The 19,326-nt window shown below is 37.6% G+C and carries 11 protein-coding genes; 2 read left to right on the forward strand and 9 right to left on the reverse strand.

Going from position 1 to position 19,326, the window contains the following annotated elements; all coding sequences use genetic code 11:
• Window positions 1-51 precede the first annotated feature (51 nt).
• Window positions 52-1,641, forward strand: coding sequence for a glycoside hydrolase family 57 protein (locus BC008_RS40755; RefSeq protein ID WP_027843115.1), 1,590 nt, complete (start codon window positions 52-54; stop codon window positions 1,639-1,641).
• 528 nt (window positions 1,642-2,169) lie between these two features.
• Here BC008_RS40755 and BC008_RS40760 read toward each other — a convergent pair.
• From BC008_RS40760 to petC, 9 genes are all read right to left on the reverse strand, one after another.
• Window positions 2,170-2,400 carry a photosystem II protein, Psb35-related gene (locus BC008_RS40760; protein WP_027843116.1) on the reverse strand — a complete coding sequence of 77 codons (231 nt, stop codon included), beginning with the start codon at window positions 2,398-2,400 and terminating at the stop codon, window positions 2,170-2,172.
• A 471-nt stretch (window positions 2,401-2,871) separates the two neighbouring features.
• On the reverse strand, window positions 2,872-4,926 hold the full coding sequence (locus BC008_RS40765; protein ID WP_027843117.1) for a DUF3352 domain-containing protein: 2,055 nt from the start codon (window positions 4,924-4,926) through the stop codon (window positions 2,872-2,874).
• Window positions 4,927-5,605: 679 nt separating this feature from the next.
• The gene (locus BC008_RS40770; RefSeq protein ID WP_036265298.1) at window positions 5,606-9,808 is read right to left on the reverse strand and encodes a non-ribosomal peptide synthetase; all 4,203 of its coding nucleotides are present in this window, start codon (window positions 9,806-9,808) and stop codon (window positions 5,606-5,608) included.
• A 215-nt stretch (window positions 9,809-10,023) separates the two neighbouring features.
• Window positions 10,024-11,421 (reverse strand): ATP-grasp domain-containing protein, encoded by a 1,398-nt coding sequence (locus BC008_RS40775; protein ID WP_027843118.1) that lies wholly within the window; start codon window positions 11,419-11,421, stop codon window positions 10,024-10,026.
• A 365-nt stretch (window positions 11,422-11,786) separates the two neighbouring features.
• Entirely contained in the window at window positions 11,787-12,623 is an 837-nt protein-coding gene (locus tag BC008_RS40780; protein WP_027843119.1) for an O-methyltransferase, read from the reverse strand.
• A complete protein-coding gene (locus BC008_RS40785) occupies window positions 12,623-13,864 on the reverse strand; it encodes a sedoheptulose 7-phosphate cyclase (RefSeq protein ID WP_027843120.1) in 1,242 nt (413 codons plus the stop codon). Before BC008_RS40785 ends, BC008_RS40780 begins: the two co-directional genes overlap by 1 nt.
• 1,282 nt (window positions 13,865-15,146) lie before the next feature.
• The gene (locus tag BC008_RS40790) at window positions 15,147-16,430 is read right to left on the reverse strand and encodes a class I SAM-dependent methyltransferase (RefSeq protein ID WP_235596012.1); all 1,284 of its coding nucleotides are present in this window, start codon (window positions 16,428-16,430) and stop codon (window positions 15,147-15,149) included.
• Between the two features lie 567 nt (window positions 16,431-16,997).
• On the reverse strand, window positions 16,998-17,999 hold the full coding sequence (gene petA / locus BC008_RS40795) for a cytochrome f (RefSeq protein ID WP_027843122.1): 1,002 nt from the start codon (window positions 17,997-17,999) through the stop codon (window positions 16,998-17,000).
• Window positions 18,000-18,111: 112 nt separating this feature from the next.
• A complete protein-coding gene (petC, locus tag BC008_RS40800; protein WP_027843123.1) occupies window positions 18,112-18,651 on the reverse strand; it encodes a cytochrome b6-f complex iron-sulfur subunit in 540 nt (179 codons plus the stop codon).
• A 228-nt stretch (window positions 18,652-18,879) separates the two neighbouring features.
• Between petC and BC008_RS40805 the strand changes: the two genes are divergently transcribed.
• A complete protein-coding gene (locus tag BC008_RS40805; protein WP_027843124.1) occupies window positions 18,880-19,188 on the forward strand; it encodes a DUF3067 family protein in 309 nt (102 codons plus the stop codon).
• Window positions 19,189-19,326 lie beyond the last annotated feature (138 nt).

The following is a 19,326-nucleotide window of genomic DNA, read 5'->3' on the forward strand; positions in this document are numbered from 1 at the left end:
TACGGTCAAACCCTGCATCTATAAAATTCACGGATACTACCCGAAATCATTATGGCAATCGGCTATGTTGCGCTCGTACTCCACGCACACTTGCCCTTCGTTCGTCACCCGGAAAGTGATTATGTGCTGGAGGAAGAATGGCTTTACGAAGCTATTACTGAAACCTACGTCCCTTTGTTGAGAGTCTTTGAAGGCTTAAAACAAGACGGTGTTGATTTTAAAATCACGATGAGTATGACACCACCTTTGGTGTCGATGCTACGCGATCCTTTATTACAAGAACGCTATGATGCCCATCTAACTAAACTTGAAGAACTTGTAGAGAAGGAAGCAGAACACAATTCTCACAACGGTCATATTAAATATTTAGCCGAGCACTATGCCAAGGAATTTAGTGCAACCCGAGAATTGTGGGAGCGTTACCAAGGGGATTTAGTAACAGCTTTCAAGGAATTCCAAGACTCCAATAATGTCGACATTATTACCTGCGGTGCAACTCACGGTTATTTACCGTTGATGAAAATGTATCCCCAGGCGGTATGGGCACAAATTCAGGTTGCTTGCGAACATTACGAACAAAACTTTGGTCGCCCTCCTAGGGGTATTTGGCTCCCAGAGTGTGCTTACTATGAAGGATTGGAGCGAATGCTAGCGGATGCTGGTTTGCGCTATTTTCTCACTGACGGACATGGCATTCTTTATGCTCGCCCCCGCCCTCGATTTGGGACTTATGCTCCGATTTTCACCGAAACTGGAGTTGCAGCTTTTGGGCGAGACCATGAATCTTCCCAACAGGTGTGGTCTTCTGAAGTGGGCTATCCCGGCGCACCGGAATATCGGGAATTTTACAAGGATTTGGGCTGGGAAGCAGAATATGAATATATCAAGCCCTATATCATGCCCAATGGTCAGCGGAAAAATACGGGCATTAAGTACCACAAAATCACCGGTCGTGGTTTAGGTTTATCAGATAAGGCATTATATGATCCTTACTGGGCGCGGGAAAAAACGGCAGAGCATGCTTCTAATTTTATGTTTAACCGCGAGCGTCAGGTAGAACACCTTCATGGTATAATGGGTCGCCAGCCAATTATTGTTTCTCCCTACGATGCGGAGTTATTTGGTCACTGGTGGTATGAAGGACCTTGGTTTATTGATTATCTTTTCCGGAAATCCTGGTTTGACCAAGGGACTTACCAAATGACGCATTTTTCAGACTATATGCGTGCTAATCCTACGCAACAGGTCTGTCGTCCGTCCCAATCTAGTTGGGGTTACAAAGGATTTCACGAGTATTGGTTAAATGAAACTAATACTTGGATCTATCCGCATTTACATAAAACTGCCGAGCGGATGATCGAGTTATCAGAAAGAGAGCCAGAAGATGAACTGCACTGGAGAGCACTCAATCAAGCCGCAAGGGAATTACTTTTGGCTCAATCTTCTGACTGGGCATTTATTATGCGTACTGGGACAATGGTTCCTTATGCTGTCAGAAGAACCCGCTCCCATGTTATGCGATTTAATAAGCTTTACGAAGATATTAAAATCGGCAAAATTGATAGTGGTTGGTTAGAAAAGGTTGAATATATGGATAATATATTCCCCAAAATCAACTACCGCACTTATCGACCGTTATAAGAAGTAGTCGAATCCTAAAACTCCTAGCATGTTGTCAGGAGATGTAGGGTGAGGCAACATTGTTAAGTGCTTTAAACGATAAAATGTCGATAGTCAGCATAAGACTTTAAAACCTACCGAGGGACTCTCGGGAAGTATAAGCCCAAATCTCGAACCGACGAGTTGAAAGGAGATATTACTCCGCCCATTGATGGCAAATGGAGTGAGCCTGGGAACCCGGCAGCTGCATAAGGATATTTCAAGCTATGCTGTCTAGGCTTGGAAGAATCTTCCATCTTCCAGATGGGAGAGTGTCAACCCGCTTGAGCTTCTTGACGGTTTACTGTTGAGGTTTTACCGTCAAAAGCTAACATGGGATTCTTCACATTGTAGTTTTTTAATAGCTTACTAATATTCTTGATAAAGTACGTCTCATTATCAAGAATAAGGAATAATTTGCACCCACGACATGCGCAACAAGATATTTGTAGCGAGTGCAAAATTGCTAACCTAGGTATCTATTTTCACATTGATTCTGCTTGGTTATTTTTAGTTGGAAGTATTGCTACTTGCATAAGCATCCATTCTATAAGCAGGAATGCGATCGCTATAATTTGTCTCTTTACCAGTTACAGATTTAGCTAAAACATCAAAAGATTCAGAAGCCCAATTACGTTCGTGAATGGGTTTTCTTTGTTCGCCTCTGAAATAAGCTTGGCTACCGATTACAGCAGCAGCGACCCAAGCAGTTACAAATAGTCCAATTAAAATTGCAAACATCATAGTTGTTACCTCTTTTTTAACTTTTGTTTCTCTTTGTAAACTAATATAACAAAATCAATAAATAAGGAGTAAGGTGTGCATACCGGATACAAGGGTAGGGTATACCGTACTACAAATACAAATTGTGAGACAGATCAAAAATTAGGGCGCATCAACATGCGCCCCCACAGGCAACCGATAATGGTGGAAATTATTTTTTAAATTCCTGAAAGTACCCCATGCTGAAGTATGAAGAGTTTATAGCAGATTGTGAGTCATTGAGGTGCAGGTTAAAAGCTGAAAGTCAGTGGTAAAAGGTATTGGTATTCTACTCCTGACTCCTGTCTTCTGCTCGTCCGTAAGGACGCGATCTGTCCTGTTAGCAAAGCGGGGCGCGAGCTAGCGGTTAGCGGAGCGTGACGTTAGTCAGAGGCTTTGCCGACGCCGCAGGCTAAGGGCGTACTGTAAGTATTGCGCATAATTCTGCTATTAATTTTTAACTTTTTCGAATTGGTTCAATTCTTTTCTTACTGGAGCCAAAACAATTAACGTGTCAAATTGTTCTCGTTCGGCTGTAGTAGAACTGCTGGAACTGATACTATAAATAGAACCAATACCTTGTTTAAACGTTTGGAAATATGGACTGTTAAATTCTGCTGGTACAAAACCATAAGCCCATGACAGGACAGATCCCATATTCATATAAAAATATCCTTGATTTGGATGGGGAAAAGAATTAGTTGCTGTTTTGAAATTATAAGCAGAAGGTAATGACACATAAGGCTGCGGTACTAAGTCTGCAATTGCTCCTTTTCCAGTAGTAATCATTACAGTGTCATCATCTAACCAACTATAAGCAAGCAAACTATAAGCTGAAGGATCTGTTGGGGATTGCGATTCCCAACTAGTAACTGAGTTACCTTTGATAGTGCTATTGCTAACTGTAACTTCGTTTTTAGAGACGGTTTGGATAAATTCATTTAGTTTATCCAAAGTGTTAGATACTGCTTTTCGGTTACTGGTTTGGAAACTCAAACCTATACCCAAGTTAAGGTTTGAACTTGTAGATGATAAATTAGGATTTACAGATGATAAAAAACCACCTTTAGTAGGATAAAAGAAGAAAGCATATTCCCCATCCATCCAGTTGATAATATCTTTCTCAAAATCTAAGCCAGTGTTACTACGGAAGAAATTACGAAACTCTTCCAAACTATCAGCAGCTTTGGGTTGAGTTGCAAATAACCGAGATATTATTTGCCATGTTTGATTAATATTTTTGCCGGTAAATGCAGAATATGTCGCAGCAGGTATGGAAGAGAGAATTTTTTCCTCTGGAATATTTGCTAATTTAACTTGGGAAGCGGTTAGAGCCTTTTTGCGATGAGCAACAACTTGGAAACGTAATCCCTCAGGCTGGATGGTAATAAAGCTATTAGTACTATTATATGGTTTGATTTGTTCCCTAATCTGCCTGATATTTGTATTCAACAACTCCATACTTTCAGGAGGAAAAGATAAACGCGGATCCTTGATAAAACTTTCCAGTAAATTCACATATTCGATCGGATTTTGATACATCCCAAACATTGCTTTATTCGCCAAGGGATGACTCATTGCTGGCTGAAAGTTGGGATTATCAAATAAATTGTCTGTATTACCTTGGGAAACAGAACTATCGATCAACTGTTTGATTGGCTGAACTGAAGTTGCAACTGTAACATAGCCAGGAACGACTGCGATCGCTAAAGTTTGTTTTTGGCTGTTAATTTTCGGCTTTTTCTTCAAAGATGTCTTTGAGGAACGTAATTGTAAAAAGTTTAATCTTGATCGCTGAGTTAATGACGGTCTTCCTTGAGAAGTATCTATTTCTAAGATTTGGATACCTTTATACTCTTGCTCCTTAATGTTTGTAACACTTCTCTTAAATTTATCTATAATACCTTGCAAAGCTTGCTCGTCTTTGACTGCTGCCAAAGTTAAAAAGCTAGAATTTATGCTGGAGAGCTTATCCTCACTTTTGGGTAAAAACGCAAATACAACATGATCTCCAATCCAAGGTTGTAAATAAGAAGCATAATTTGTGTATTGACTTGGGAGAAATACAAGGGACGTTGAGATTACTTGTCCGAGTAATCGAAATAGCTGAAAACGCCCCATATCTTCCCAATCAGGTGATGACGTATTAACATAACCAAATAATGCTGTATCTGCAGGTAATATTTTTGCAGCATTAGCAGCAGTAAATAAAGATGACTGGTTACTCTTAAGCTTAGGGGTAGTTGTATTAGTTAAAGTATCTGGAGAATTGTTCGGTTTTACTTGTACTAAAATATTTTTTTGCTTTAAATTTTGCTTTAAAGGTAAATATTGATCGGTTGTTTCTATTACTGATTTCCCAATAACATTTGGTGTGACATTTGTAAGATAGTTAGAATTAGATTTACTGTTTTGATTATTAGTCGAATGTTCTGAATATGCTGGAGTAGAAAACAATAGCAAACCAATTATTGCTGTTGTTCCTTGTTTTATAAGTGATTTCATCTCCGATTTATTCCCAGTAACTTATTTTTTTGTAACGTAATAAAGCATAAACGGATTTGGTATTATTGCGGTTATTTTCTATGAAATCAAGGTAAAGAAAAAATAATATTTACAAAATTAATGAAATGTAATCAAAACATGCTTTGGATATGACAACAGTGATAAATAACACTATTGCTCGTAAGTGAGGGGTTCAATTGATTGTGAACACCAGTTTTGAAAATTATCATGGTGCTTAATTTTTAGATTTATTCTCTTATTTTTTCTATTCTTATTTGTCTATTCTTGTTGCAAAATGCAGTTTAATGAAAATCCCCGATCGCTACCAATAGGAATCGGGGATTTTCGTCAACTAATTGACACTCTGCGTTCAAATGTTCAATACTTCTATTTTTTTACGGTGAAAGTCTTAGATTTGACCATCGGACTTACGCACTCATTACCTTAGCGTAGCGAGTCCCAAAGGGACTTATTTTCATTAGCGGATCCGTAAGGTAGCGGCTCCGCAGGTAGCGCAGCTATAGCTATAGCGTGACCGCAAGGTCATTGGTTTGAGATGAACCGCACCTACGGTGAATGCTATTTCCTTGCAGAAACGCTTTACTAACCCATCGTCGTAATGACTGTAATTGCATTGTCCGTGCGCAAGTCCTGTACCAGTTAATTATCGAACTCGTACCTATTGGAGAAAAGGTTTTAAGCTGTCAGCTAAAGCTTTAACGTGGGGTTCCAAAATAAAAGTATAGTGATTGCCCGGAACATCAACAATCTTAATATCCTGTGCTGCCATCACAGAGAATAATTCAACCCAAACTAAGGTTGGATCGGGAGCCATAATATGTTTTTCCCTAGCGCGGAAGACAGTAACCTTTCCTGGATATGGTCGACGTACGTAAGAGTAAGTTGCTTTAAGAGTTCCCACCAACACATCAAGAATTCGGCGATTTTGCTGGCGTTCTACACCTGGAGGAAATATCTTGAGTTCTCTTGCCTTCTCAATAATGTAATCGATTTGTTCTTCCACACCCAAATGTTTAATCTCATCTGGCGAAACCAAATTATCTTTACCAAACATCCCACCAAAAACTCTTGACAATACTCCTACTAGATAAGGATTGTCAATTTTCTTTTGTTTATCCAAAATAACTGGCATGTAAGAATCTAATATTGCTAGTAGGGAAACCTCATGTCCTTGTTTTTGTAGTTGTTGAGCTACTTCAAATGCTACTACCCCACCAAATGACCAGCCACCAATTTGATAAGGTCCATTAGGTTTAATTTTTTGAATGGCTTGGACGTATAAGCTTGCCATATCCTCAACTTTTGTCAAGGGTTCTTCTTCGCTGTTAAAACCTTGGGCTTGTAAGCCATAAAATGGTTGGTCGTCGCCCAAATAACGCGCCAAATTGAAATAGCATAGAACATGACCACCTGCAGGGTGGACGCAGAAAAATGGTTCTTTATTACCTTTTGTTTGAATCGGAACTAAAGGAGAATTATCAAAACTATCAGAACTTAAATGGAGAATATTACTCAGTTCTGCAATTGTTGGATTCGTTAAAACTGCTGCTAGGGGTAAATCTTTTGCAAATTGTTTTCTAATTTCAGCCATCAAATAAATTGCACTAAGGGAAGTACCACCTAATTCAAAGAAGTTATCGAAAACACCTATGGGTTGAATGTCGAGAATCTGCGACCAGATCTTTGTCAAACCTTTCTCTGTATCGTTGCGTGGAGGAATAAAATTATTTTGCTGGCTAAAGTTCGTAACTGTTGGTTTGGGTAATCCCCGACGATTTACTTTTCCGCTTGGTGTTAGTGGTAGGGCTTCCAGAATAACAAAAGCTGCAGGTACCATGTAATCGGGTAAGTTCTGCTTGAGAAATTCCCTGAATATATCCGGTGTTGGCTGTTCCCCATCAACAGTAATATAAGCTACTAGTTGTTTGTCTCCCTGTTTATCACTGCGAGTAATTACAACAGCTTCGCGGACTTGTGGATGAGCAGATAAAGCATTTTCAATTTCGCCTAATTCAATTCGAAAACCTCGAATTTTAACTTGGTAATCTGCTCGACCAATATATTCAATATTTCCATCCGCTAAATAGCGACCTAAATCTCCAGTTTTGTATAGATTGGGGACTGGGGTTAGCGGATCCGCAGGTAGCGCAGCTATAGCGTGACGCGACAGCGTCATATTGGGACTGGGGATTGGGGTTAAGAGATCGGGAGGTGCGATCTGTTTTGACTTATAAAAAGGGTCGGGAATAAATCTTTGTGTTGTTAATTCAGGAAGGTTTAGATAACCTCGTCCAACTCCAAACCCACCAATGTAAATTTCTCCTGTGACCCCTGTTGGTACTGGTTGCATTTGGGAATCAAGGATATAAATCTGCGTGTTAGCAATTGGACGACCAATGGGTACAGATGTGAGTTGGTTATTGTTATGACGTTGACATTGCCAAAATGTGACATCAATTGCTGCTTCCGTGGGACCGTAAAGGTTATGCAGTTCGCATTCTAAAAGTTGGAAAAATCTTGTTTGTAAGTCTAATGGTAAAGCTTCACCGCTACAGATTACTCGTCTGAGAGATTTACATTTTTCTAAACCACCTGTGTCTAAAAAGACTTGTAACATAGAAGGAACAAAATGCAAAGTAGTAATCTGGCTTTTGATTATAAGATCCCTGAGGTAATTATTATCTCTATGACCCCCCGGTTTAGCAACTATTAACTCCGCTCCATTTAATAAAGTCCAGAAAAATTCCCACACTGAGACATCAAAACTGAAGGGAGTTTTTTGTAATACCCTATCCGTTGAATCAAGGTGATATGCTTCCTGCATCCACAGCAAGCGATTGCAGATACCTCGATGGGTATTCATTGCACCCTTGGGTTTACCTGTTGAACCAGAGGTATAGATTACATAAGCAAGATTCTCTGGGCTAATATCGTTGATTGGGTTACTTGTTTCTTGAGTACTAATCTTTTCTTCCCACTCACTATCCAAACAGACTATCTCTGGAGAGAGATGAAGTTTTAAATCTTTATCTTTCTCTGGAGTGGTGGATAATTCTTGGGTATGAGTTTGATTTTTGGGTAGTTGTTTTAAAAGTTTTTCTTGGGTTAATAGGACCGATACTTGAGAGTCTTCCAAGATATCAGCTAAACGTTGTGAAGGATACTCAGGATCTAGAGGGACATAAGCGCCGCCAGCTTTGAGAATACCTAAAAGTCCTATTACCATTTCTAGAGAACGTTCTATACAAATACCCACCAAAACTTCTACTTTAACTCCCAGAGTTTGTAAGTAATGTGCTAATTGGTTTGCTTTATTATTAAGTTCTTGATAAGTTAGTGTTTCTTCGCCAAAAGTAATAGCATTAGAGTTGGGATTACGTTTAACTTGATACTCAAATAACTGATGTAAACAACGAGACAAATCGTAATTTTTTGCTGTATTATTCCAATTTATAAGTAATTTATTTTGCTCTTTTTTTGTAAGTATCTCTAATTGAGAAATTGATTTTTGTGGAGTTTCAATAATTGATTCGAATAGAACCTGCAAATGTTCTACTGCGCGATTAATACAATCTTCATCGAATAAAGTACTGTTGTAATGAATAGAAGCAAGAAAATTTTCTTGAGATTCAAGAAGAGATAAACTTAAATCAAATTCTGTACTTTGTTGAGTAAATTTAAAAAATTCAAATTCGTGATTGTTTTGGTCTAATATTTGGGAAATTTCTTCTAGTTTTGCTAAATTGTAATATTCAAACCCTACCTGACAAATAGGTGGATAACTTAATTGGGAATTGGGTTGTAGCTCTTTGACGAGTTGAGAAAAAGGATAATTACACCTAGGTTTGGCTAATTCGACTTCTGTTTTAACTTGCTGAAGATATTCTACGAAGTTCAAATGATGAGAAATATTATTTTTAATTACAGTTATATTTGCTAAATTTCCAACTAATTTGTCATATTTAAATTCGTTTCTCAAAGCTGATAGTAAACCGATTAAAATGTCTTCAGTATCAGTGTAACGATAAATTAGTAAACCAAAAGCTGATAAAAAGAATGTAGAAATATCGACTTGTTGTATCTCGGTAAATTTCTTAATTTTAAAAACTAATTCAGAAGGAATAGTAAATTGAATTGATCCACCTTGATAACTTCTTAGGGGAGGACGGGAACGCGAACTAGGTAAATCTATTATCGGTAACTCACCTGTAAGTTTACTGTGCCACCATTTTCTTAGGGTTACTCCTGCTGCACTCTCTAATAAATTATTTTCTTTCTCTACATAATCTTGATAAGTTGTAGAAATTCTTTCTATATTAATATTTATATCTCGACCAGATATTTGACATTTATATAAAATTAAAAATTCATCGACTAGTTTTAATAGACTCCAATGATCGCCTGCTATTCGATGTATAGTGAATAAAACTATATGATTTACAGGAGTAATATTAAAAACTCCGACTCTTAATACGATTCCTTCTGCTAAATTAAATGAAATGTGAGAAAATCTCGAGAGTTGATGTTGTATTTCCTCTTCATTCCAACTAGCAGCATCAACAAATTCTAAAATATTTTCTAATTTAACTTGTACTTGGCTTTTTATACTTCTAGTAACTTTACCAACATCTTCTATATATATACTATTTAATAATAGATGACGTTGTAAAAGTTGCTGTAATGCTTGTGCAAAAAATTGATTATTTATTTTATTATGCCAAGAAAAAGCAAAACTAAATTTATCTGCACAACTGTTATTTTCTAATCTATATAAAAACCAAGCATTTTCCTGTACTTGTGAAAGAGGTAATTCAGTCTTGTTTTGGGTTGAAGAAAGTGAAATTCTATTATTAGTCTGCATAATTTTGTGTGAGTTATAAAACTAGCGCATCCCTAGAACGAGTTAATAGTGTCAGATAAACCCAGACACTAAACCTGTGGAGATGAATGTAGGAAATGCAAAATTTTTCGAAATTGTAATTTGTAGGGATTATAGGGATAATTCCCAACAATTATAAAAGGGGCTTAACAGTCATATCAAGTATGACTGTTATAAAATTAAATGTAAAACTAAGCTTAATCTCCTCCCGATTCCACAAGCTTACCAATGTTGAAATCTATTCTGGTCCAACCCTTAAGTTTTAATAGATTCTGTAAAAGTAACAAGGGAATTTGCCAGTGATGTACCATCAGAAATGGCAATGGATCGTTGAATTGATAAATTGCATCTGTTCCTCGCCAAATATTAACTAGCCAATTTCTTAATTGTCCTGAGGAACGAATGCCAGTTAATCGCCAAATTTCGTGGTACAACCAATATGTGGGTTTACTATGCACTAAAGGCTCGATAGGTTCTACTTGTGGTTGTTGACCGATATAAGCATTTGCGACTTCGGGATGATTATAAAAAGTGGTAATTGCTGAGTGAGTTCTAGGATTACATTCAATGGCATAAACTTCGCCATCTTCTGCTTCAATAAAATCAAAAGATAATTGTCCAGTAACTCCTAATTCTCCCAAGAAATGAGTTACCCATTCACGAATTTTACTATGTTCGATGTTTTCGTAGTTAACCTGAAATGCTGAAGATTCACAACAACAGTGCAGCCTTACTTCACCATCACGTACTGTACTATGGGTACAGTATTCTTTACCTGGAATAAATTCTTGCATTATCCAAGGCTTTTGAGGGCTAATTGGTAAGCTTCTCACAAACGCTTCCATTTGTTCGAGTGTATCGCAGGGAAGTTTAGTTAAATCTAAACGTCGGACAGAATCATAAGGAATGCTTTTAAGGATATATTTGCGAGTTTCGCCACTGAAATCAAAGTTAAAAACTTGCTCCGGAGCAGTAATTTTAAAAGATTTTGGTACGGATAAGCCCATACCACCTGCTCTTTGGCTAAAAGTAAATTTATCGTCAAGCATTTCTGTGATTTCTACATCTAGGTGAAATACTTGACAATGCTCAGAGATAATTGGTTTTGCTAAAGAGTCATAATAACTTGCAACCGGACTAGTTACAGGAATGTAAACATCTATATTTTCTTTTTTTATGATGTCAATTAAATCTTGAATATAAGCTTGAAGGTTCTTTTCAGGAACACTTATTGTATAAAATTTATCTACAGAATTAGAAAAACGATGACCGGACAACCAGTATTTGTGTGTCTCCATTAGCACTACTCGATGTCCTGCAGCATGGAAAGAACGGGCTAATTGTAAAGCCTTAGTCATTTTCCCACCGCTAATCAAGATATTTTTCGGCTCTACTGCTTCGGAATCTATATTTTTACCTTTTATGCCGAATCTTTGGAAAATCAAAGACAATGTAACAATTAAAACATTAAAGGGGAGCGCAAGCAGAAGAAGTCCTAAAGTAGCAATATTTTTCAGGATAACCTTTAAGTTTGTCTTCAAAGACATAGATGTTATTTTATTGTCAAAATTGGAGGAAAAAACAGATTGTGCCATCGGAGTGCAAAGGAGGGAACGCAAAAGACTTCAGAACTTGGGAGTAAGCAGACTAACAAGTCTCTTAGTTACAGTGCAAAGATATAAGAAAAACCCATAAAAATGTGAGAGTTTTTCGTGAATTAAGTCGCTCTTTGAGAGCAAAATGCAGTGCAAAACATAAATGTTATGGATGAGAAGTTTGTGTGGGCAAATTTATTGCTCATCACCTAAGGAAAAGCTAAACATGACAGACCCTAGTTTTCCCAATCATCATCTGCAATAAAAGATTCGCGGAATAGGATTAGAGCCTGATATCTCTACAAAGCTTTGATTTAAATCTTGAAGCTTAACCCTACCCTAACCCGCGAAAGAAATCAGTTAAATTAGCTAACTCGACGAATGATAGTTAGACCATCACGCAGTGGTAACAAAACCTGCTCTACGCGGGTGTCAGCAGCAACAAAATCATTGAATTTAGCAATTGCTTCTCCATTGGGAGTTTGTCGTTCTGCTTCTAAATAAACCTGTCCTTGAAGTAGAGTATTGTCCACACAGATAAATCCAGATGGAGTCAATAAATTTTTCTCCAACAAGGTTTGGAAGTACTGTACGTACTCTTTTTTGTCAGCATCAATAAACACGAAATCAAAGGGCTCCCCTGCTGCAGCTAATTTATCGAGAGTTTCTAAGGCTGAGCCTACTTCTACTCGAATTTTGCTACCATCAGTTGATTTTGCAAATTCTGCTTGGGCAAATTCTGCCGTATAGGGATCAACTTCGCAAGCGACTAATTCCCCATCTACAGGTAAAGCTTCCGCCATAGCTAAAGCTGAATAACCGGTAAACATCCCGATTTCCAGAATTCTTTTGGCTTTAGTCATGTGAACAAACATTTTCAGAGTTTGTCCCTCTACATGACCGGAAAGCATTTCTTGTTCTAAATGGCGAACGGTAGTACCGTCCTGGAAACGTTGATTCCACCCTTCCCGTGCAGTTTTAGTTGCGAGGGCTGTTAAAGCAGATGATTCACTTGTAGTACATCCTTCTAAATAAGGATCTAAACCTGCAGCTAACTGCCAAGCTTGTTCGAGATTCTGCTGAAATTCAGCAGGTAAATCTGTTTGTTCCTTAGCTGCTTTGACTAAACTTTCTAGCTGTTGAGCGAGAATTCCCACAGGTGTAACTGGTCTGGGGGCTGATGTTTGTAAAGTATTGTTCATCATTGTTCACTCCCAACTAACTCAGGTTCTGCTTGATAGTTCATTGGGTAAACATCTACACCCTCACCCGCACGAGGATAGTTTTTACAAATTTCCTTATGGGCCGCAACAGCATCAGCTAATTCTTCCCGAGTGAAGTCATTAACAAAGAAACAGCTTCCAATGGGCTTAGGTACAGCAGCTCTTTGCTTACCATCTCTAGTGAGAGAAATAGATTCGGTCGCGCGCCATAACAACTCTTCATCTAACAAAGGATGGTCCAGGGAAAGACCAATACGACTCATTAAACCAAGAATACGGTCACGTTGTTCTGGGCTAATATAACCTCTCTTTTGGGCAATAGTTGCAGATAAAGCCATATCAATGTTAACTGCGTGACCGTGATAAATCGGTACTCGGGGTGCTAATTCTAGGGTCGGACTCCAAGTGTGACCGTAAGCAATTACTCTATCCAAGTCTAGTTCATGCAGGTTTGGAACTTCCAATTCCAACATGGTTTTGATTGCTTCGTATGTAACTTTCTGAGCAATCTCTTTAATTTCAGGACTTGCATCGATGTTACCAAAGTGAGTACGAAGTAATTCTTCCCCATGCTCTTCAAGCAAATTAAAGACTTCTTCGTTGGCTACTACAGCTATTTTGACTAGCTCAGCCATACCATTACGGACTTGCTCAGTTGGTAAAGTTCCTAAAAATGAAAAGTCGAGAAGTACTTTCTTGGAAGCATGATAAGCACCGAGACGATTTTTTAACTTCTTATGATTGACTGCAACCTTAATTGCAACGCTAGCATCAATTAAACCAATCAGCGTGGTCGGAATACGAATATAGTTACTACGACGACGGTAAGCAGAACAAGCAAAACCCGTGACGTCCGTAACTAGTCCACCTCCGACTACTAATACAGGTTCCTTACGAACCAATTTAAAGTCAACAAAAGCATCAACAATTTTGGAGAAAGTCTCAATACTCTTATTGGGTTCTGTAATGGTAACGGGAAAAACAGTTAGGTCAAGATTGTAATGTTGGAAGTATTCCTTGATTTGGCTACCATAAAAATTATTGACGTTAGCATCAACAACAGCTAAACAACGCCCAAATTCTTTATATGTCTGTGCAAGTTCTGGATTTTTGATATCAAATACTCCATTGACATATATCAAACTAAATTCTATTTTTTCGTAACCTTCCACATGGAAAGCTGTATCAGTAGCCTCAAACTTTGACTGAACAATACTCATTATTGTTGACCTTTTAGATGAAAGAAAATTATGATGACTGGCTTGATGTTGTTTTATTTACAATCTACTGCAATGACAACATAACCTAATAAAGCTTTTCTCCATGACAAGTGAAATTTTGCCAGCAATTCGTGCTTAAATCTGCCCTTTAATTTGACAAAGAAATAAGAGGTCAATATCCTAAATATTTCATTTCCGATGAAGAGGTTTGCATAATAAAAATGCACGCTCTAATCTTTAAGCACATCGATCTCCATTAGCCGAATATATTCATGTAAAGCCTGCATAGAATCCTAAGATTTCTGAAATTTTGTAGGATAATTCCATACCCTCATTCCTATTTACAAAACCCTGTTTTGTGTCGCTTTGCTCGCGAACGGCAAGGACTGATATCAACTGGAGATTGAATTGCCGACTAATTGGAGCGGCTGACTTAACCACCCAACAATCTGAGAAAAGTTTACAATTCTAAACATACCATCCTTTAAGGATTATTGCACAAAGATTAACGGCAATATTTCAGAATTTATATCCTGCTTGCTTTTTAATCTTTACCATAAGGCTCAGAGAAAATTCACCTTTCGGTATAGCTATTCCTACATAATCATATTTTGAATGAAATTATTGCTCAGATGTAAACTTATGATACTAAAAGACTGGTCAAAATTCAGAATTAAAATTTGAATATTTTAAAATTATTTTGCGATTGCTCTATTGATTAACCTAGTTTTAACCGTAAAAATGAAAAAATGTTGTCTTCCAAGACAAAAAAATATATGAATATTTAGCAAAATACTTAGGATTCGTTGAAATCTATAATACCTGTATTAGTCGCATAATGACATCACCGGCAATTGTTATTGTCACTATTATCTGCGATATAAAATTGCAGCATGGGTGCAAAATATAAACCATGGAAAAATTTTAAACTCACAAAAATCTAACCTCGGCTTAGTATGAACTTATCAAAATTTAAATAAATTTGGAAATCTCAAAATCTCCAAAAATAGAAACCTCAAAGTTAAAGAACCACCCTAATTAGAGCCGTATCTATATTGTTGACAAATCACATAATCAGTAAAATATGTATCCATTAGCAAATTTTCATTGATTGCTGTAATCTAATTTTAAGAAATAGAATGTAAAACTTTAAGTGAAAAAATAATCCCAACAACTTTTCTGCGACATTAAGCATTAAGTTGAGGGAATTATTTTGTTAAGCAAGATGAAAAGAAGAAGTTATCGAGTGAAGTTATTTAATGAAATCATCGAGAGAAATGACCTATTTGCAGAATTCATAAATAGCTACTAAACCATGAGCTGCACCCAAACCTTGTTGTAAATTCCATTCCAGATCTCTTAGTAAATAGGCCAGTTGGGGTTCTACTAAATTAGCTCTTGGATCGTCAAACTGAAGAAATTGAGCTTGATGTACGAGACGACGGATAATTCGATTTGAGTTAAGGACAAGAGGTGGATTCTGGATTCGTGGTTCAGCTTGAAGTTTCTCGATATCGCGCCATTCGCTTAAAGCTTCCATACATCCATAGACAATAGAATTCCAAGCTGTCTGTAAATTTTGAAAAAATCGATTTAAATGGGGATATTGAGAGTGAGGTTCATATTTAAAAATGAGTTGGTTTAAGTCAGTATGGAAATTTGGTTCGTACAAAGAATTGATTGCTGCTCTTAGAGACGGAGCTTTTGAATTATACTCCTGAGTATCCATGTGACGACCAACCAAAATTGAGCGATCGCACAATGCATATCGTTGAACTTTAACAGAGTTATCCTCAGAGATTTTGCTAATTAATTTTTCTAATTCTTCTCCTCCCCAATAACGGATCGGAAAAACTTCTACTTGTGCGCTAGCGCGGGTGTGGGGTGGATAGATATAGGACATGGAATAATTATGCATTCGGGCTCTATCAGATCCCGAGTAACCCCAATAACAAGGCCATTCGTATGAATACTTACCTAATAAATCTGCCACAAAAATTGCCCTTTCACCCATGTGGTGACAAATTCCCTCAATGAGGTTAGTTAACGAAGCATCATTGAGGTGGGACAAAGAACCGTAGGAAGAAATGTAAATATCATAGGGTGCTTCCTGGGAAGTTACAGGTAGTCCATCGTTGAGATCGGCGACAATAAACTCGGCTTGTGAACGTTTGTTATACAGTGCTTTGGCTTTCGCAATCATTGCTGGGCTAATATCCACACCTTTATAGGAAGCAATACTTGGATAATCTAATACCTTGTTAGAAATTATATCCAAAGTCGTTGAAGTCTGCGGTAATGTCGTTAAAGGTAACGTCGTTAAAATATTTAAGCCTTCTCCAGCACCACAGCCCAGATCCATCACTCGAATTCCTTGGTTCGAGTTTTTTTTGTGTTCGTATAGTTCTTGAATAAATGGACTAAGGATGCGACGAGTATATTTGTCTTCCCAATTTCGTCTAACGTAGTCTTGTTTGCCAAATTGGTAAGAGTGACGGCAATCGTAAGCTCCTACTGCTACAGCTTTTGCATAGTTGCTCAAAATGCTCTCTTGATCGATTTTCATAATTCAAGGAGTATTTTTGATGTGAATTGTAGAATTTATGACACAACCAATTTAAATTATTTTTTACAAATTTCAAAATATAAATCTCAAAGTTTAAAGTTTAGTTGGTTTAATTTTAGATCTTAAATCTTGAAATCTTAACAACTGATAGTTTGAACAATCTAAAATAATCACAAAAGTTTAAGTATATCTCTAAATTATTATTTATAAAAGACAGTGATTTTTATTGACTAACTAGAAAAAATCAAGATTTTTCTTAACAAAATATTTTTATTTAACCCAGGCAATTCTACCATTATATAATTTATAAAATTATTTTAAATCATTCAAAATGAATAACTTTATAATAACTGGAAATTGAAAATAAAGCTTAAAATTTTTAATATTCTAAATAATTTAATGGCTTAAAGAATTTACTGACTTTTAAAAATTGTAAAAAACAGTCGTAAGACCATTTTTTATTGATAGCAACAAAGAATTTGCGGAAAGTAAAGTAAAATAGAAAATAAAAAAACAGACAGACTTTTTGTCTGTCCGAAAATGATATATTAAAAATAGTTCTACCTGCTAAAAATTCATTTCTGCAGCCTGAACTTTCTCGACTTGTTTCTTCTTGAGGACTAGCATGATTTGAGCCATCATTACCAAGCAAATAAATGCTACTAATCCAATAATTCTATTACTGCTTTGCAATACAATTTCTGCATCCATTTGACCAAATCCGCCCATATTGGGGTCGTTGGTTAACGGCTCACCTGCAGCAACTTCTTGACCTTCAGAAACAATCAATTCTGGGCCAGCAGGAATCGTATCAAATACAACTTCTCCAGATTTTGTCTGGATATCTACTGTATATTTAACACTGCCGTATTCATCTTCTTCTTTAGCAATCTTACTAATGGTGCCAGCAGCAGAAGCGGTGTAAACGGTGTTATTGCTTTTCTCTCCGGTAGGGTAAACCTGTCCGCGTCCGCGATTACCACCTACGTGAACTGAATACTTACCAAATTGAATGTTTTTATCTGTAGCGGGATTGGGAGAAAGAACAGGGAAAACAATTTCCTGATATTGTTCGCCTGGTAAAGGTCCGACAATAACAACGTTTTGCTTTTCTTCGCTGTAAGGCTGATAATACAATCCCTCAATCTCTTCCTTCATTTTCTCCGGAATACGATCCTCGGGAGCGATTTTAAAGCCTTCTGGCAGCATTAACACAGCACCAACGTTCAAACCAACTTTTGAACCATCGGCACCTACTTGCTGAATGCCATTGTCATAGGGAACTTTTACTACTGCTTTAAATACACTATCAGGTAGTACTGCTTGAGGTACTTCAACTTGTGTGGGTTTTTGTGCTAAGTGACAGTTAGCGCAAACAATTCTTCCAGTAGGTTCCCGGGGAGTTTCTGGATAAGTTTGTTGCGCCCAAAAAGGATAAGCAACGGCTGCTTGCGGTGATGCAAAATCGCTAGTGAAGAAAATTGCCACTGTAGCGATCGCAACTAATAATGTTTTAGCGAACCAAGACGCGCTGCGAGTTAATCTCGCGGTTTTACAGACGTTTCTCATCTCTATAAGGACAATGTTTCTCTATTTCCGATCGAGTTCAAACAATAAATACTTTGGTTTTCAGACTTAGAGTTTAGCTCCAAGTAGAAACCTAATTTCCGATCCCCCATTCTTAAGCCCACCAAGGCTCTTCACCAGTACGGAAATCGGTTTCCGTCCAAGGACTTAAAACGATACTTTCGTCTTCAACTTTGGCATGGGCGAGTGCCAAAGAACGAGGTGCTGGACCTCTAACTACTTTACCTGTCGCATCGTACTGGGAACCGTGACAAGGACACTTGAATTTGTTCTCAGCAACATTCCAGGGTACAACACAACCTAAGTGAGTGCAAATAGCATTGATACCATAATCGGTAATTGCTTCTTTGCTTTCTACCACAATATAAGTTGGATCTCCTTTAAGTCCCTGAACTAAAGTGCGATCGCCCACATTATGGCTTTCCAGAAACTCGCTGATTTTAATGTTATCTCCCAGCGCGTCTTTAGCGGTTGTTCCACCACCACCACCACCGGTAGCCGGAGGAATAAAGTACTTAACAACAGGATACAATGCTCCTAGAGCTACCCCTGTGACAGTACCAAAGGTGAGAAGATTCATGAACTGACGACGCCCCATATCGGGCACATCTACTGATTCCGAAAATTGAGCCATAACCTACACGTTCAATCTGTATTTTGTTAACAATTATGACTTGAGTTCTAAATTATTGAGAAACTCTTGTCTAAGCCGAGATAAACAACCCCTCAAATACACCAGAATTAACTTTTTCAAGATATTTCTAGCATTTTTGTTAGCATTACATTTCTTTATACTCTTATCATACTTGAGTTATGGAACTTAACATCATAACTAAAATTTAAAATATAATTGGGGGAAGTAATGACAGGAAAGGAATTACGCGAGCTACTGATTGATAAATGGGGATACTCATACGATGTTCAGTTGCGGCGCACTCAGGGGAAAATATTTGTTCAGGTAATGTGGAAGTATCTCGAGCAGGCTTCTTTCCCTTTAAGCGAATCTGAATACGAAGAGCACTTAGATAGTGTAGCTGATTATTTAAATAGTTTAGGCAGTAGCATTCAGGTCCAGAATTTTATTCAAGAAACACGAGAACGTCCTCGATTAGGTAAAGCCGTTAGTATACCACTCGATTTAGGCGAGCGTGCTGCTGAATGGTTTTTGTGAAGAATAATATGGGCACTCACATCAATGAGTAATGAGTAATGTTAGCACCTGGCGCAAGCGTACCGTAAGGTATTGCGGGGCGCGTAGAAGCGCGTAAGCGTACCGGATCCGTAGGTAGCGCAGCTAGAGGCTATGACT

Source organism: Mastigocoleus testarum BC008 (assembly GCF_001456025.1).
GTDB lineage: Bacteria > Cyanobacteriota > Cyanobacteriia > Cyanobacteriales > Nostocaceae > Mastigocoleus > Mastigocoleus testarum.

Excerpts from the sequence above, each read along its gene's own strand:
- BC008_RS40765 (WP_027843117.1), bottom strand. The coding sequence starts at position 4,926 with ATGAAATCACTTATAAAACAAGGAACAACAGCAATAATTGGTTTGCTA.
- BC008_RS40760 (WP_027843116.1), bottom strand. The coding sequence starts at position 2,400 with ATGTTTGCAATTTTAATTGGACTATTTGTAACTGCTTGGGTCGCTGCT.
- BC008_RS40785 (WP_027843120.1), bottom strand. The coding sequence starts at position 13,864 with ATGAGTATTGTTCAGTCAAAGTTTGAGGCTACTGATACAGCTTTCCAT.
- BC008_RS40790 (WP_235596012.1), bottom strand. The coding sequence starts at position 16,430 with ATGAAAATCGATCAAGAGAGCATTTTGAGCAACTATGCAAAAGCTGTA.
- BC008_RS40780 (WP_027843119.1), bottom strand. The coding sequence starts at position 12,623 with ATGAACAATACTTTACAAACATCAGCCCCCAGACCAGTTACACCTGTG.
- BC008_RS40805 (WP_027843124.1), top strand. The coding sequence starts at position 18,880 with ATGACAGGAAAGGAATTACGCGAGCTACTGATTGATAAATGGGGATAC.
- BC008_RS40770 (WP_036265298.1), bottom strand. The coding sequence starts at position 9,808 with ATGCAGACTAATAATAGAATTTCACTTTCTTCAACCCAAAACAAGACT.
- BC008_RS40755 (WP_027843115.1), top strand. The coding sequence starts at position 52 with ATGGCAATCGGCTATGTTGCGCTCGTACTCCACGCACACTTGCCCTTC.
- BC008_RS40775 (WP_027843118.1), bottom strand. The coding sequence starts at position 11,421 with ATGGCACAATCTGTTTTTTCCTCCAATTTTGACAATAAAATAACATCT.
- petA (WP_027843122.1), bottom strand. The coding sequence starts at position 17,999 with ATGAGAAACGTCTGTAAAACCGCGAGATTAACTCGCAGCGCGTCTTGG.
- petC (WP_027843123.1), bottom strand. The coding sequence starts at position 18,651 with ATGGCTCAATTTTCGGAATCAGTAGATGTGCCCGATATGGGGCGTCGT.